The following is a 15,250-nucleotide window of genomic DNA, read 5'->3' on the forward strand; positions in this document are numbered from 1 at the left end:
TGCATCGGGAGCAGCATGAGATTTGAAGGGAATGGGATTCATGGATCGTCAATCGCTTGCGAGACGCAACGTTTCCAAGATCAGATTTGGTAATAGGCAGGCATCAATGAACAGTAAATCCAAGCCGGTTTTTTCCGGTATTTTTGCATCATTATTCGCGATTATTCTCCCTGCGATTCCTTACGCGGCGGCACAAGGCACCGGGACGTCAGTGAAACCCGTGGGGCAGGTAGCGTCAAACAACTCGTCCTCTGTCAGTTCGCCGACACCCGTGCGGCGTGCCGTCTCTATGTCGCCCCGCGCAATCGAGCATTATCAGCTCATATGGGGAGTAGAAAACCTGGACGTCAAGGCGGTGGAGTCCGGGCAGATGATTCGATTCAGCTACACGGTGTTGGATCCCGTGAAGGCGGCTATCTTGAACGACAAGAAGGTGAATCCATCGCTCATCGACGAACAGGCGCGAGTGAGGCTCGAGATTCCGACAATGGAAAAAGTAGGTCAATTGCGGCAAAGCAGTACCCCCGAGGTCGGTAAGTCCTACTGGATGGTTTTTTCAAATAAGGGTGGGATTGTTAAGCCTGGTGATCGTGTAAGTGTGATTATAGGAAGGTTCAAAGCGGATGGACTTTACGTTCGGTGACTGGTGGAATGGGCCTGCTGGCTGGCTCGAGTAGAAATCTTGGTACGTTTTGGAGGAGATTGGAATGTTTTCCAGATTGATGATGAGTTGTTTATTGGGATGTTCGGTAGCTTCACTTGCGAGGGCGGCGGAGTTGCCGCAACCTACCGCAAAGCTTACGGCGGCTGAGATCGCCGATAAAAATGCGACTGCCCGCGGTGGGTTGACCAAGTGGCGCGCGGTGCAAACCTTGAGTATCACCGGGAAGATGGAGGCAGGAGGAAATAGTCGTCCTACATTGCCCTTACCTGGAATTAAGGGAAAAGATTCCCTGCCCCCGCCCAGGCCGGTTGAGCAAGTGCGACTGCCATTCGTCATGGAACTGAAAAGACCCAAAAGGATGAGGGTTGAGGTGACGTTCGCGGGACAGAACGCGATCCAGATCTACGATGGCAAGGATGGCTGGAAGCTGCGACCATTTCTTAACCGGCGCGAGGTAGAGCCTTACACGGAAGCTGAAATCAAGATGGCTGCTACTCAGTCGGAGCTCGACGGTCCGCTTATCGACTACGCCGCCAAAGGAACCAGCATCGAGTTGGCTAGTCTGGATAAAGTGGAAGGCCACGACAGTTATAAGTTGAAGTTGACCATAAAAGATGGAACGACCAGATACCTCTGGATCGATGCAACAACGTTTCTCGATCTGAAGATGGAAGGTGATCCTGCGCGTCTCGACGGCAGGCCACGGCCGGTTGAGATCTACTTTCGCGACTTCCGGGCGGTAAGTGGATTGGAGATTCCCTTCGTGGTCGAGACGAAGGTGCTCAATCCGACCGTACAAGGAAGGGGAGGCGCGCCGGTGGCGAGTGAACAGATGACGCTGGAAAAGGTGGAGGTGAATCCAGCATTGAACGACGCTTTGTTCACTAAGGCCGATCTGGTTGCATTAGCAGGGAGCCAGACGTTTGCGACAAGAGTCTCCAAGCCAGTGATCCATTAGAGGAGAGACGTAGATGGCGAAGAGGGCGGTCTATCTCGTTGCGCTTCTGATGGTGCTTGCCGCCGGGGTGGCGATCGGCCACTTTGCGCTGAAGCCGGCAGGGGCAGAGACTGCGCGCCTGCCCTTGTACTATGAAGACCCCATGCATCCTTCCTATCGGTCTCGCGGGCCCGGAAAGGCCCCGGACTGCGGTATGGATCTGGTGGCGGTCTATGCGGAGGATCTGCAGGGCAGGCGTTCGACGGTGGCCGGCCCAGGATCGATGGCCTTGCATATCGATGCCGGCACGCAAAGACAATACGGCATACAGGTCGAACAGGTTGAGCCGGTCAGCAAAGCTTCAAGCGGAGGAACGGTTCGCTTCTTCGGGAGCGTAGCGGCGGATGAGTCACGAATCTATCGGGTGAATCTGGGAACCGAAGGATACGTGAAGGAGACCCATGGTGACTCGGTTGGAGAGAGGGTCGCCAAGGATCAGCGCCTGGCTACGGTATACGCTCCGGAGTTCCTTGCGGTAGTCGGGGGCTATCTCTCTGCGAACGAGCGCACGATGCAACCAACCGTGCCGATGAAGGACAACTCCGCTCCTACCGCTAATGCCGCGAGCGCGCAGGCAAGAGCCGATCGATTGAGAAATCTCGGGATGAGCGACTCACAGATCCAGGAGGTCAGCACCTCGCGGAAGATTCCCGAAGACGTGTACGTGGTCTCGCCGACCGATGGATATGTATTGGCACGCAATATCTCACCCGGCTTGCGGTTTGAGCGCCACACTGATCTTTACAGCATTGCCGACCTGAGCCGAGTGTGGATCCTGGCGCAGGTGTCTGGGGATGAGGCGGCAACATTACGGCCTGGTTCTCTGGCCGAGATTGTTCTTCCGGATGGCGGAGGCAGACTGAAAGCACGAGTGAGCGATGCGCTGCCTGAGGTCGATGCGACGAGTCACACGGTTACGGTGCGGCTAGAGGCAGACAATCCGAGGGCGCGGTTGCGGCCGAACATGTTTGTTACGGTAGAGGCGGCGGGAGGAGCGCGCGGCACCGAACTTGCTGTGCCGGCGGACGCCGTTGTCGATTCCGGCCTATCGAAGCGCGTTTTCGTCGAGACAGCGGAAGGATACTTTGAGCCGCGCGAGGTAGAGACGGGCTGGCATCGTGGAGACAGGGTGCAGATTACGAAGGGATTGACTGGCGGAGAGACGGTTGCGGCCGCGGGAACATTTTTGATCGATTCAGAGAGTAAGCTCCATGGGCTTTCCGGTACGGCAAAAGCTCCTCCTCCAGGTGCGCAGGCGGCGGCGCCTGAGTTACAAAGCGGGACGTCGCGATGAAGGGCATCATCGGGCTCATTCACTGGGTCATCGAATATGCTGTGCGTCACAAGGCCCAGGTCTTCGCGGTTGTGTTTTGCGGTTGCGTAGCTGGCTACTGGTGCATGTCGACTCTGAAGCTGGACGCGGTTCCGGACTTAGGGGATACGCAGGTCATTATTTACTCGCGGTGGGACCGGAGCCCTGAGCTTATCGAGAGTCAGGTGACTTATCCGATTGTTACTGCGCTGCTGGGCGCTCCGCATGTGAAGACAGTTCGCGGAGTCTCCGATTTTGGATATTCGTTCGTTTATGTGATCTTCGAAGACAATACGGACCTCTACTGGGCGCGGTCGCGCACGATGGAGTACCTATCGGGGGTTCAGTCACAGCTTCCAGACGGGGTGAAGACGCAGATAGGGCCTGACGCGACGAGTCTTGGATGGATCTTTCAATATGCCCTGGTGGACAAGAGCGGGAAGCTTTCGACCTCGCAGCTAAGCGGGTATCAGGACTGGTATCTTCGCTACTACCTGAAGGCGGTTCCGGGCGTGGCGGACGTGGCGGCTGCAGGAGAACTGCGCCGACAATACCAGGTGAACGTAGACCCGAACCGTCTACGCAACTTCGGGATCAGCATCAGTCAGGTCGTCGATGCCGTTCGCGAAGGCAATGTTGAGACGTCTGGAAGGCTGCTTGAATTTGGCGGCACGGAGTATATGGTCAGGGGCCGCGGTTACGCGAAGACGTTGGATGATTTCCGTAACATCGCGGTGCCAAGGCCGGTTGGGAGTGGCCGGCCGGATAGTGGTTCAGTAAGACTTCGGGACCTGGGCGAGGTTACGACAGGCCCAGACCTGCGGCGAGGCGTGACCGATCTGGACGGACAGGGAGATGTAGTGTCGGGCATCGTGATGATGCGCAGTGGCGAGAATGCTCTGGAGGTGATCGATCGGGTTAAGGCCAAGTTGAAGGAGATCGAACCCTCGCTGCCCCAGGGCGTGGAGGTGGTCCCGATCTACGATCGGTCGACGCTAATTCATCGAACGATAGGAAGCGTACGGCTCACGATCTTTGAAGTAATCATCACGGTGGCGCTGGTGATTCTGATTTTTCTCTGGCACTTTCCCAGTGCGATCATTCCTCTGGTGACGATGCCGGCGGCGATTCTTATCTCTTTCATTCCGCTTCGCCTGCTGGGGATCAGCGCGAATGTGATGTCGTTGGCGGGCGTCGCGATCGCGTTCGGCGAGCTGGTCGATGCTTCGATTCTTATTGTGGAGCAGAGCTACAAGCGACTTGAACAGTGGGAGGCAACCGGATGTAGAGGACGGCAGAGTGACATCGTTCTTGGAGCGGTGAAGGAGGTCGCGGGGCCGATCGTTTTCTGTCTCTTGCTAATCGCGGTTTCGGTGCTTCCGGTCTTCGCGCTTGAGGGGCAGGAAGGACGGATGTTCAGGCCGCTGGCCTATACCAAGTCTCTGGCGATGATTGTGGCGGCGGTGATGGCGATTACGCTCGATCCGGCATTACGATTGCTGCTGACCAAGGCACGGAGATTCGAGTTCGGTCCGCAGTGGGTTCGCAGATTCATGAACGCATTGACTAACGGAAGGATAAGGCGGGAGGAGCAGCATCCCATCAGTGGACCGATGGTGCGCGTCTACGAGCCGGTGGTGCGATGGACACTCCGCTACAAGTGGGTTGTGATTGGCTGCGCGGCAGCGATGATCGCGATTACGGTCCCGGTGTTTCTCGCGCTTGGGTCAGAGTTTATGCCGGCGATGAACGAGGGCACGATTCTGTATATGCCCACGACGATGCCTGGGATTTCGGTGAACGAGGCGCAGAAGTTGCTGATTGCGACAGACTCGATTCTGAAGCAATTTCCGGAGGTGGATCGAGTACTGGGCAAAGCGGGACGGGCGGATACACCGACCGATCCAGCACCTCTCTCCATGCTGGAGACCCTAATTACGTTGAAGCCCCAATCGGACTGGCGCAAGGTCGACACGTGGTACTCCTCTTGGGCACCCGAGTGGACTCGCCCGATGCTGCGGCCAATCACGCCCGATACGATCTCGCCTGAGCGGCTGGTTCGGGAGATGAATGCATCCCTGCAAGCGCCGGGCGTGAGCAATGCGTGGACCACGCCGATCAAAGGGCGCATCGATATGCTGACGAGCGGCATTCGCACGCCCGTAGGCCTGAAGATCTCGGGAAGAGACGTGGAGACGATAGAGGCGATAGGGAACCAGGTGCAGGCAATTCTGCCGTCGGTTCGCGGCACAGCGAACGTGTTTTCGGAGCACACAAACTCCGGATATTTCATCGATATCGAGTGGCGACGCGACCAGCTCGCACGCTATGGCATAAGCATGGCGCAGGCCCAACGCGTCGTCGAAAACGGCATTGGGGGCGATAACGTTTCTACAGTTTCGCTGGGACCGGAACGCTATGCGGTGAACGTCCGTTATATGCCGGATTTCAGGAGTAGCATCGATGCGCTGAAACATGTTCTGGTTTCGACGCCGGAGAAAGGCCAGGTGGAGGTCGGCGAACTGGCGACGCTTCAAATGACCAGCGGTCCATCGATGATCCGCGACGAAGATGGTTTACTGACGGGCTATGTCTATGTCGATCTAGCGGGGCGCGACCCAGGCAGCTACGTCGCCGAAGCGAACAAGTTGCTGCATCAGAAGATGTCGCTGCCGCCGGGGTTCACGGTCACGTGGAGTGGGCAATACCAGGACATGCAGCGGGCCAATGAGCGGTTGAAGATTGCCATTCCACTGACGCTGGCGGCAGTCGTCTTTTTGATCTATTTGAGCACCGGCGCGGTAAGTAAGACGCTGATCGTGCTGCTGGCTGTTCCATTTTCCGCGGTCGGGTCAATCTGGCTGCTCTATCTGCTTCACTTCAATCTAAGTGTGGCCGTATGGGTCGGTCTTGCAGGTCTGTTGAGTATCGATGCGGAGACGGGAATTTTTATGTTGCTCTATCTCGATCTCTCCTACGACGAAGCAATGAAGCGGGGTCAGATCCGATCAATCGGGGAGTTGCGAGAGGTAATCGTTGATGGAGCGGCAAGACGGCTGCGACCGAAGTTTATGACCTTTGCGACAATCTGCATCGGTCTGCTTCCGGTGATGTGGTCGACGGGTACCGGCTCCGAGGTGATGAAGCGGATTGCGGCGCCCATGGCCGGAGGCATTGTTACATCGTTCTTACTGGAGCTACTGGTATACCCTGCGGTATATGAGTTATGGCGACGACGTTCGTTGCCTCGGCAAGTAGATCCCGACGAGATAGAAAGCTCCAGTCGCAGCAAGCTGTATGACGGAGAGAGGATGGCCGTCTCGATTGAGAGACAGCTGATTGGAATGGATGGAGCATTGGATTTTGGTTTGAAGTCCAGCAAGTGACTACGGTGAGAAGAATGGCGATTCCAGAAAAGAACGCGCCGAAGCTGTTTTTTTGTCTGCTCTTTCTCGCGATCACGATTTATCCCGCGCGAGCGCAGCAGACGGTCTCGAAGGGCAATTCGAATGCTCCGGCTGACGAGGTCTCGCCACCTCCGGTCAGGATGAAGTTGAGCCCTGCGAAGCTCCCACATGTAACTTGCGCCGGCGGCCAACTTACGATTGTGGCGGATAATTCCACGATGAGCAGCGTCTTCACAGCCATCCATGAGTGCATTGGCGTGGAGATCGAGGTCCCACATGGATTAAAGGACGATCGGACTTTTATCACCCTGGGACCGGGTCTCGCTCGTGACGTACTGAATGAGTTTCTAAGTGGAACAGATTTTGACTATGTAATTCAATCATCCTTATCTGACACGAGAGCGATTCAGTCGATCCAACTCACGGCGCGCACCAAAGACATCCGAGATGGAAAGGACTCATTAGCGACCGCCGACTTGACGATGACGCCCGCGCGCCGGTTGTGGCTTGCCAGCCGAAACGCCGGCAGACCGACGGCGACGTCTGAGGATAACGAGTCTCCCGCCGATGAATCACAGCCAGGTCCACCCGTTCAGGACAGCTCGGCTCCTGCGCCGGTCGACGCAAAGGAAGCATCCGCGGGCGCAGAGGCAAAAGATCAACCCAACGATCAAAAACAGGATCAACCGAATCAGAAACAGGACCAACCCAAAGACCAATCGCAGGAGAACTCAGGAGCAAGTGCGCCGTCCACTGGGGTTCCCGCTGCTGCTCCCGGCACGGGGGCGGCAGTTCCAACTCAGCCACCTGCAGACGGAAGCCAGACGACGACGCCGGAGCCCTCTCCTCTACAAAAGCAGATCAATCAGATGGAGCAGCTGTTCGAGCAGCGCAAGCAGATGAATGCGAAGCCGACTCAACCTCCGGCGCAGAACCCCGACACGAATCAGAATTAAGTCTTTTGGCAGTTTGCGCTACGAGTGCGGGTACGTAAAGACGATCTCTTCCCCAGCGGCAAACTACCGTGCCAGTAACTCCCCGGAAACAGGAATGCAGCGAAATGGGTTTAGCCAACCCGCATCGTTACCTGCTGGAGCCGAGCGGATGACTTCAAGGCTTTAGAGGTTGCGGCACGGCAGGCGCAGGCATGGCAGGGGTAGGCACGGTAGGCGTCGCAGGTTTGGCGGAGTTGTCCGCGGGTTGAATAGTACGGTATGCGATGCTGCTTCCCGTCCCGATGTCCACCATCTTCTCATTGTCATCGTTTACTTCATTGGATCGAATGATGTGTGGAGTTATAGCGAAGACAATCTCGCTCTGCTGGTGGTCTTTATTTTCCTGACCAAAAAGATATTTGAGCAGGGGAAGTCGCGCCAGAAAGGGGTAGCCGCTGAGTGAGTGACTCTCCGTGTCTTGAAGGATGCCTCCGATGAGGTTGACCTCACCATCGCGAAGGCGTGCCTGGTGCTCGATCCGGCGTTGTCCGATGGTTGGTTCGGTAACTCCATCCACCGTCTGTTCGCCAGTGACCGAGGAGATCTCAAAGGACATCTTAAGTGTCACTTCGCGGTTCGAGTGGATATAAGGAACAATGTCTACGTTGACGCCGACATCGATATAGGTAAATTGGGTGTTGACTCCGTTACTAAGCCCACTCTGATACGAACCCGTCGCAATAGGTATGCGATCGCCTATCTTTAGTGTTGCCTTTTCACTGTCCATGGCCCTGATCTGTGGCTTCTGCAAGACCTTGGTATTGCTGTCGGAGAGCAATGCCGTGAGCGAGGCACCTGGAATGGAGATCTGGACATTGTTTGCAGTAAGGTAGGCAAAAGAATTGAGCGTAAATCCGGAACTAGTTGTACCGGTCGTAGTCGTTCCGGTCGTGGAGGTGCTCGTGGTGCCGCTCGGCTGCAATGTGGCGCTCACGCTAGTCGGCGGATTTATTCCCAGGGTCTGAATCCTGCCTTTGCTTATCTCAAGGACGGCGATTTCAATCATCACCTCTGATCTTGGCTTGTCGATATCCAACAGAAGCTTTTGCGCCAGCACCATCTGGTCCGGCGTTCCGCGAATCGTGAGTGATCGCTGCTCCGGCGTTGTCTGGATGCGAGTAATGTCGAGAATCCCTTTTAGCGTGGAGGCAGCCTGCTGTAGATCCGCCGGCGTCGCTGCGTTCTTCAGATAGAAGGTCCGCATGACGTTCTGCTCGATCTCCTTGCGCTTTCCAGAGTTATCGGCGGATACAAGGATCGTGTTCGATGAGACCGGGCGCCAGAAAGTCTTCGATTGCAGGGCGACCATGGAGAGAGCGTCTCGCACGTTGACATCTTTTAGCTCCATCTGAATCTTCTGGGGCTTGTACTCGGGGTCGATAAGCACATTGAAGCCGGCCAGCTTGCCGAGCGTCTTGTAGACCATGTCGACGGTTGTGACGAGATGAAGAGTGATGTCGTTGTTCGAAGGGAAGGTGATACTTACCGGACCGGCAGCGGAGCCAGCCTGCTTTTCCAACTGCGAGATCTGCGTTTTTACCTGCACTGACTGATTCTGTTCCGCCTCGCGTCTTTGAATGAGATCTTCGGTGCGACGGATCTCTTGGAATGCGCTGAAGTTGCTGCTGTCAATCTCGGCGGCACGGCGAAACTCCACCAGCGCGTCTTCAAGCTTGTATACGTCGCGGAGGGATTGTCCTTTTTGGACATGATCGGAGGACGCGTAGAGCCGAGCCTTAAGATAGGCCGCCAGGTATTTTGGCTCGTTCGGTTTCTTGTCATGCGCCGCCTTGAACGCGAGATAGGCGGCGTCAAGGTGTCCCTTGGCTTCAGCTCGGACTCCCGCCTTATAGGAAGATTCCGGGCGCTGGGAATAGACGGGTAAACTAACGAACCCGATCAAGACGAGGCAAAGCTTGAATCTGACCGGAATCATGATGCCTCGCGAAAGCGGACAAACGCTTCTGCGAGCACTGTAGGCCCCTTCTGCCGCGAGCTCTTTGCGTTTGCGCAAATTAGAGTGAAGTAAGGATCGCTCCGTCGACCTTGAACTATAAGTCAAGAAGCTGCTTGTCCAAGACGAGATTGTAGAAAAACTTCGAGGCTCGCCTCCCGCTCCGTCGCGACAAATTGACTGAGTACTGGTGGTTGTTCTGAATTGAATGGGTGATTCTAAATTGGAAGCGGCATCATTGGGGTCTAAACGTTTCGTGATGCTGATTGCATCAGACATGCTGCTTATCGTTTACGGGTCATCACTTAGCATTGCCTAACGTGATCGCCATGTTTCGCGCTCAAGATGAGCACGGGTTTCATTTGTCGTATCTACGGCTCCCCGAAGAAATGGCGCGGGATGAGAATGATTAAAGCTGAGGCATTACCAACATCCACGCAGTGTTGACAAAGGTATTGCTGAACAGTAGCGTGGTGTGCGCTAGAACGATAGCTGACACCAGCGACCGTGTCAGGTCGCGAATTTGATGTATGTTTCTGCCGTGATCCTTCGGTGATCGCAGGCAGTATGAGGATGTAGAGCAACTTTTTCGGTATCTACATCTTATGTTCGTCTCCCGCCGGGTTGCATTTGGGGCTCTCAGTAATCAATTCGATTCTTGAGGTATGGCGATGGCGAAGGTCTTGTTCCTTATATCGATGATTTTCCTTGGACCGCGCATGGCGCGGGCCTATGAGTACACACTCCAATACACCGCTCCGAGCGGAGCCCGAGGCGTTATTGTCGCTGGTTACGCTTTCGCGAACTCAACCGTCTCCGGGGTCTGTAGTTACTACACAAGCCGCTATACGGGAGGGCGAGGAGGCCGGACGATTATCACCCACTACAACAACAGGTGCAGTTGGGACTTTTTCGGAAACCTGATTAGTACGACACCACTAACATCGGGCCTGACGATTCCGACTGTGCTCTCGAGAGTGGGTTACGAGCTTATCTACGCCAAAGAGGGAGCAAGCAGTACGGGTTTCGATACACGGGGTTTTGGGTTCGTGAGGACGCCATCGGCGCATTATTCGTGGGAGCCGCCAAGCGGGGGATATTCGGATATTAGCGATTCGGTTTTCACCTTCGTGGCAGACCTGGTGAGCGACGGAGACTACCCGCTGATTATCGACAAGGCCACAGTCGAAGCGGCTATCACGGGAAGGGTGACCGCGACTGCGGGAACGATAAAAATTGTGAGCGACAGTTGCGGGAGGTTTCTGCCGGTGAGATCGACCTGCTCCGTGGTCGTGTCTTACAACCCGAGAACGATTGCGTGTACGACCTCTCCGTACGGCTATGCCTACACGGTTGCGGACGTGGCGCTAGTAACCGACGCGGGTGCCAACCCTTCGTACAAGCGAGGTTTTACAATTTACGGCGTACCAGTTTGCGGTGACTAGTCGCCTCTCACGCGGCGATCTAGCGGCCCGGAGATCCAATAATTCGGGCAGCAGCTAGCCGTCGCGTGTCCAACCTCTTCCCGAAGACCGCTCGTATCACCACCTGCATCGTAGCCTAGCTGGCGACAGAGGGAGCTTTGACTAGTAAGCCGCTCCGAACCCTACGCCGAGACCAGCTCGGCGTATTCGATCCTGTTGCGGCCGTTCTGCTTCGCGAGATAGAGCGCAGCGTCAGCGTCGCCAATGAGCGTTTCGATGGAACTATCATCGCCGAGGAACCATGCAACGCCGAAACTGCACGTAACTCTCAGTTCCAGATCGCCATGACGAATAGGTTTGTCGCCAATGGCTCGGCGGATCTCTTCAATACGAAGCTTGATACTGCCCATGTTGAGGCCCGGCATCAGGATCAGCAACTCTTCGCCACCATACCGTCCGATGGCGTCGATGGGGCGTGTGACCGCGGCGATTCGCGATGCGCACTCGCGTAAGACCGTATCGCCTGCAAGATGGCCGTATTGGTCGTTGACGCGCTTGAAGGAGTCGAGATCGGCCATGATGATGGCGATTGGCAGGCCGTTCGATCGCGCAGTCTCGCACAGTTGATCGAGACGCTCAAAGATTGCGGTCCGGTTCAACAGGCCAGTCAAACCGTCTCTTCGAGTAATCTCGAGCAGGGCCGAGCGGGCTGTGAGCAGCTCGGCTTTCTCCTTCTCAAGCTCGCGAGTGCGAGAGATTACGAGCCGTTCAAGCTCCTGCTGGCGGACGACCAGGATGTGTATGTTCAGGCGCCAGAGGCCGAAGAGGACGAGAAGAGCAAACACAGCTTCTATGGCCATGCACCAGCGACGCTTCCACCATGGCTCGAGGACTGTGAAGGGTACGTCGGTGACAGGCGAGCTCAGATGAAGCCTTTGATCGTAGGCCTGAACATGCAGGTTGTACTTTCCGGCGTTGAGGGCGGGGAAGCGCACGAGACCTCCGGCAGTCTCCTGCCAGTCGTTCTCTTCGCCTTCAAGTCTGTACTGCGCCACGACGCCTGAGCCGCTCTCATAGTTCACGTTGCGGAAGCGGAAATTCAGCGTGGGGCGGCGAAGATCGAAGCTGGGGCCACCGGTAGCGATGAGATTTCCCGAGAGTGATACATCGGCGAGTTGGATCTGCGGTGCGACGTGCTCGAAGAGATGCTCCGGATGGATGAGGTGGGAGATGCCGGCACTTGTGCCGATCCATACCGAGCCATCTGGATCGGCGAAGAAGGCATGGAAGTCTGTGTCATTCCAAATAAGACCATCCTCGGCGGTGCACATGATCCAGCGTTTGCCGTTGAAGACGTGGATGCCATCATCACTGCCTACCCACACCCATCCACGTTGATCGGTCTCGATGAACGTCGTGTTGTCCGAGCCAATATTTGCACCGCTGACCTGGTCAAGAATCTTCGCGTTGTTGCCTTCGAGTTTGAGATGAAGAATAGGGTAAGGAAGCTTGTTCTGCATCCAAAAGGTGCCATCCGGGGAGATCGCAACCATGCGGTTGTACTCGATACCGTCGGCGAAGGGGAGATGGATCTCAGACCAGGTCTCTCCTTTTAGACGATAGATGCCTTTGCCCGTGGAGACCCATATCGATCCGTCAGGCCCTTCGGCAATAGCCCAGGCGTAACCGGTAGGTCCGTCGACTGCCTGGACGAAATGAGGCAGCGCCCAGTTGTCCGTGGGCGAGAAGAAGAGAAGCCCCTTCCGCGACCCGGCCCATATACGCTGCTCGTGGTCGATGCGCATCTGGAAGATGTGTTCGAGATGATCGGCGGCGACCCGGGTGCGCTGAGTCTGCGGATCGAAGTCAAGAACCTGACCGGTAGGATCGTCGATCCATACATGATGTTTTGGACCCATAAGAGTCGAGAACAGGCGCTGAGTGAATGATCCTTGGTGAGTGATGCGATTCGTGGAGATATCGAGTCTGTCGAGACCCGCGTCGGTTGCGACCCAAAGATCCTTTGCTCCGTCTCGAGTAAGGCTCCAGACGATATTGTTGTTAAGACCGGCGGTCTTGTTCCAGCCTTCCCAATCTCCGTAGCCTCGCCAGCGCAAGATTCCGTGGCCGAGCGACGTGAGCCAGAGTGAACCCGAGCGATCGAACATAATGGTGTCCGTCTCATCACCGGGAAGACCGTTGCTATCGTTAAAGACATGCCAGCCCTTGGGGCTGCCTACAGCGATTCCACTAGCAAGATTGAGAAGAACCGCGCCGGAGGGATCTTCGCTGAGGACTGCCCTGCGGATGTTGTGAAAGCAATCCGCCGGGAGATTCAACACAGGTTCGAAGAGAGACGATCCGTTCCTAAGAACCGCTACGTTCTTGTCGCCCCTTACCCAAAGGTCGCCGGACCGCGTGACCATAAGCGCGTTCCAGCGATCTGCGGCAACGCCCTGCGATCGATCGAAGCGAACAACGCTCTGAAGGGATGGATCTACCTCGCAGATTGATTCGCCGCAGCCAAGCCAGAGGCTCGACGGATGATTCGGGTCCACAGTGACACCAGTGATGGCCTTGAGTTCGGGGTAGCTTCTGAGTAGTTGCGGGCTGAGAGCATCCGCGACCTGCCAGGTGTGGCCACCATCGTGGGTACTTACGATTGATAGGTTGCCAGAGCGCAAAAAGAAGATGCCATCGGCCTGATGGGGAAGCACCGCGAGATCGAGCGGTTCATGGGTCAGCACATGGAACTTCAGGCCATTGATCGTCTGCAACGTGCCATTCTGCCAGAAGCCAAGATGGCGTCCGTCGGCGATCCAGATGCGCCCGGCGCTGTCTTCGCGCATGGCACGGATCGATTCGAACCCAGCGTCCGTGAAAGCCTTTTGCTTGTCGAAGCGTGGGCCGTCGGCGGTGAAGATTCCGCTCTGTGTGCCAGCCCAGAGAAGCCCTTTGCGGTCTTGCAGAAGCGTAGTAGCGTTCAGGTTCGAAAGTCCCGAGCCTTCGCCATAGGAGAAGAAGTTAAACTGCTGGGCTGTCGCAGCAGGCAGAATGAAAAGGCCTCCGAGCAGAAAACACAAAGCCGCGCCTCGACTAAGAAGCCAACTCGATGTTGAGCGCGGCAGCCACATGATTGTTCCCTCTCTAGGTATAAGGAGGCTCGGATGCGCGATGGAACGCGGCCCGGTAAATCTCTGAAGAAGCTCCTTTTAGCACCGACAGATTACTCGGTCGGAGGGAAGATGGTTATGCAACCATAGTTGCAGCCGTAAGTAGGGTAGTAAACAAGCTGGAAAGCGGACTCTCCCGGGATAACCAGAGTTTCGAAAGCCGGCGTGGAGACCGCAGGGAGGGCATGGTTCATGCTCTCCCTGGGTCGTCCTATCAGAAGCAATCCAGCCATTCGATGAGTGCATCGGCGATCTTGTGTAAATCGACGACCTACACAACACTTCGATCAGCTTGCAACCCTATCCGGACGTCGTCGGAGACTTGCCTGACTCACTGCCGGGGGAGCGTAGACTGCACCCATCGGTCCTGCATCGGTACCCGGCGCAACGACTTCGTCGATTCGATCCAGGATCTCGTCGCTAAGGGCGACTTCGGCGCCGGCGAGCAGATCGTCGAGCTGTTGCATCGTGCGTGGGCCGAGGATCGCCGAAGTCACGCCAGGGTGAGCCATCACAAAGGCCATCGCCATGTGCGTCAGCGACATCCCAGCCTCCTCCGCGATGAGGAGGAGTCGTTCGACGGCCTCCAGATTGCGCTCGTCAGACATCTGCGTGGGAAAGACCTTGACGCGCAAGCTCTCCGGTAGAGCGTGGCCCTTGCGATAGCGGCCGGTGAGCATGCCCTTCGCCAGCGGGCTCCATACCAGCACACCCATCCCATACTTCTGGCAGACAGGCAGAACTTCCTGTTCGATAGCGCGGTTGAGGATGGAATACGGCGGCTGTTCGGTGCGGAAGCGAGCCAGGCTGCGGTGCTCCGCCACCCATTGCGCCTCCACGATCTCGGAGACGGGGAAGGTCGAGGACCCGATGGCGCGCACCTTGCCGGCGCGTACAAGGTCGGTAAGCACCGACAGCGTCTCCTCAATATCGGTATCGGGGGACGGCCGGTGGATCTGGTAAAGGTCGATGTGGTCGGTCTGCAGACGGCGCAGCGACGCCTCGACTGCCTGCGTGATCCAGCGGCGCGAATTGCCCTGCTGATTTGGATCCTCCCCCATGGCGCCGTTCACCTTGGTGGCTAGCACGATATTTTCGCGGCGACCCTTCAACGCCTTTCCCACGATCTCTTCCGACTCGCCATTGCTATACCGATCGGCAGTGTCGATGAAGTTGATACCGGAGTCCAGGGCCTTGTGAATAATACGAATGCATTCGTCGTGATCGGAGTTGGCAATGCCGCCGAACATCATCGCGCCCAGGCAATAGGGGCTGACCTTGATTCCGGTCCGGCCCAGCGTGCGGTATCTCATGACTGTGTCCT

At 56.5% G+C, this 15,250-nt stretch carries 9 protein-coding genes; 6 read left to right on the top strand and 3 right to left on the bottom strand.

The genetic code is table 11. The annotated features are described in order from the left end of the window. Positions 1-31: 31 nt before the first annotated feature. The 5 genes from HDF16_RS16730 (at position 32) to HDF16_RS16750 (ending at position 7,336) form a co-directional block, all read left to right on the top strand. Entirely contained in the window at positions 32-643 is a 612-nt protein-coding gene (locus tag HDF16_RS16730; protein ID WP_184218840.1) for a hypothetical protein, read from the top strand. A 391-nt stretch (positions 644-1,034) separates the two neighbouring features. After that, positions 1,035-1,622 (top strand): outer membrane lipoprotein-sorting protein, encoded by a 588-nt coding sequence (locus tag HDF16_RS30225; RefSeq protein WP_221312814.1) that lies wholly within the window; start codon positions 1,035-1,037, stop codon positions 1,620-1,622. Between the two features lie 13 nt (positions 1,623-1,635). Then, positions 1,636-2,955: an efflux RND transporter periplasmic adaptor subunit gene (locus HDF16_RS16740; protein ID WP_184218843.1), complete on the top strand. Its 1,320-nt coding sequence runs from the start codon at positions 1,636-1,638 to the stop codon at positions 2,953-2,955. Then, positions 2,952-6,359, top strand: coding sequence for an efflux RND transporter permease subunit (locus HDF16_RS16745; RefSeq protein ID WP_184218846.1), 3,408 nt, complete (start codon positions 2,952-2,954; stop codon positions 6,357-6,359). Before HDF16_RS16740 ends, HDF16_RS16745 begins: the two co-directional genes overlap by 4 nt. A 14-nt stretch (positions 6,360-6,373) precedes the next feature. Beyond that, positions 6,374-7,336: a hypothetical protein gene (locus tag HDF16_RS16750; RefSeq protein ID WP_184218849.1), complete on the top strand. Its 963-nt coding sequence runs from the start codon at positions 6,374-6,376 to the stop codon at positions 7,334-7,336. Positions 7,337-7,490: 154 nt separating this feature from the next. Here the strand turns inward: HDF16_RS16750 and HDF16_RS16755 are convergent, their stop codons facing one another. Next, positions 7,491-9,311, bottom strand: coding sequence for a type II secretion system protein GspD (locus HDF16_RS16755; RefSeq protein ID WP_184218852.1), 1,821 nt, complete (start codon positions 9,309-9,311; stop codon positions 7,491-7,493). Between the two features lie 716 nt (positions 9,312-10,027). Between HDF16_RS16755 and HDF16_RS16760 the strand changes: the two genes are divergently transcribed. Next, positions 10,028-10,774, top strand: coding sequence for a hypothetical protein (locus HDF16_RS16760; protein ID WP_184218855.1), 747 nt, complete (start codon positions 10,028-10,030; stop codon positions 10,772-10,774). 161 nt (positions 10,775-10,935) lie between these two features. Here HDF16_RS16760 and HDF16_RS16765 read toward each other — a convergent pair whose 3' ends face one another. Both HDF16_RS16765 and HDF16_RS16770 read right to left on the bottom strand, forming a co-directional pair. Next, on the bottom strand, positions 10,936-13,836 hold the full coding sequence (locus HDF16_RS16765; protein ID WP_184218869.1) for a ligand-binding sensor domain-containing diguanylate cyclase: 2,901 nt from the start codon (positions 13,834-13,836) through the stop codon (positions 10,936-10,938). A 377-nt stretch (positions 13,837-14,213) separates the two neighbouring features. After that, on the bottom strand, positions 14,214-15,239 hold the full coding sequence (locus HDF16_RS16770) for an aldo/keto reductase (protein WP_184218872.1): 1,026 nt from the start codon (positions 15,237-15,239) through the stop codon (positions 14,214-14,216). Between the last annotated feature and the right edge of the window lie 11 nt (positions 15,240-15,250).

This window comes from Granulicella aggregans (genome assembly GCF_014203275.1).
GTDB lineage: Bacteria > Acidobacteriota > Terriglobia > Terriglobales > Acidobacteriaceae > Edaphobacter.

What these genes read in the sequence shown, in the direction of transcription:
- HDF16_RS16750 (WP_184218849.1), top strand. Translation starts at nt 6,374, where the DNA reads ATGGCGATTCCAGAAAAGAACGCGCCGAAGCTGTTTTTTTGTCTGCTC.
- HDF16_RS16760 (WP_184218855.1), top strand. Translation starts at nt 10,028, where the DNA reads ATGATTTTCCTTGGACCGCGCATGGCGCGGGCCTATGAGTACACACTC.
- HDF16_RS16755 (WP_184218852.1), bottom strand. Translation starts at nt 9,311, where the DNA reads ATGATTCCGGTCAGATTCAAGCTTTGCCTCGTCTTGATCGGGTTCGTT.
- HDF16_RS16770 (WP_184218872.1), bottom strand. Translation starts at nt 15,239, where the DNA reads ATGAGATACCGCACGCTGGGCCGGACCGGAATCAAGGTCAGCCCCTAT.
- HDF16_RS16745 (WP_184218846.1), top strand. Translation starts at nt 2,952, where the DNA reads ATGAAGGGCATCATCGGGCTCATTCACTGGGTCATCGAATATGCTGTG.
- HDF16_RS16740 (WP_184218843.1), top strand. Translation starts at nt 1,636, where the DNA reads ATGGCGAAGAGGGCGGTCTATCTCGTTGCGCTTCTGATGGTGCTTGCC.
- HDF16_RS16730 (WP_184218840.1), top strand. Translation starts at nt 32, where the DNA reads ATGGGATTCATGGATCGTCAATCGCTTGCGAGACGCAACGTTTCCAAG.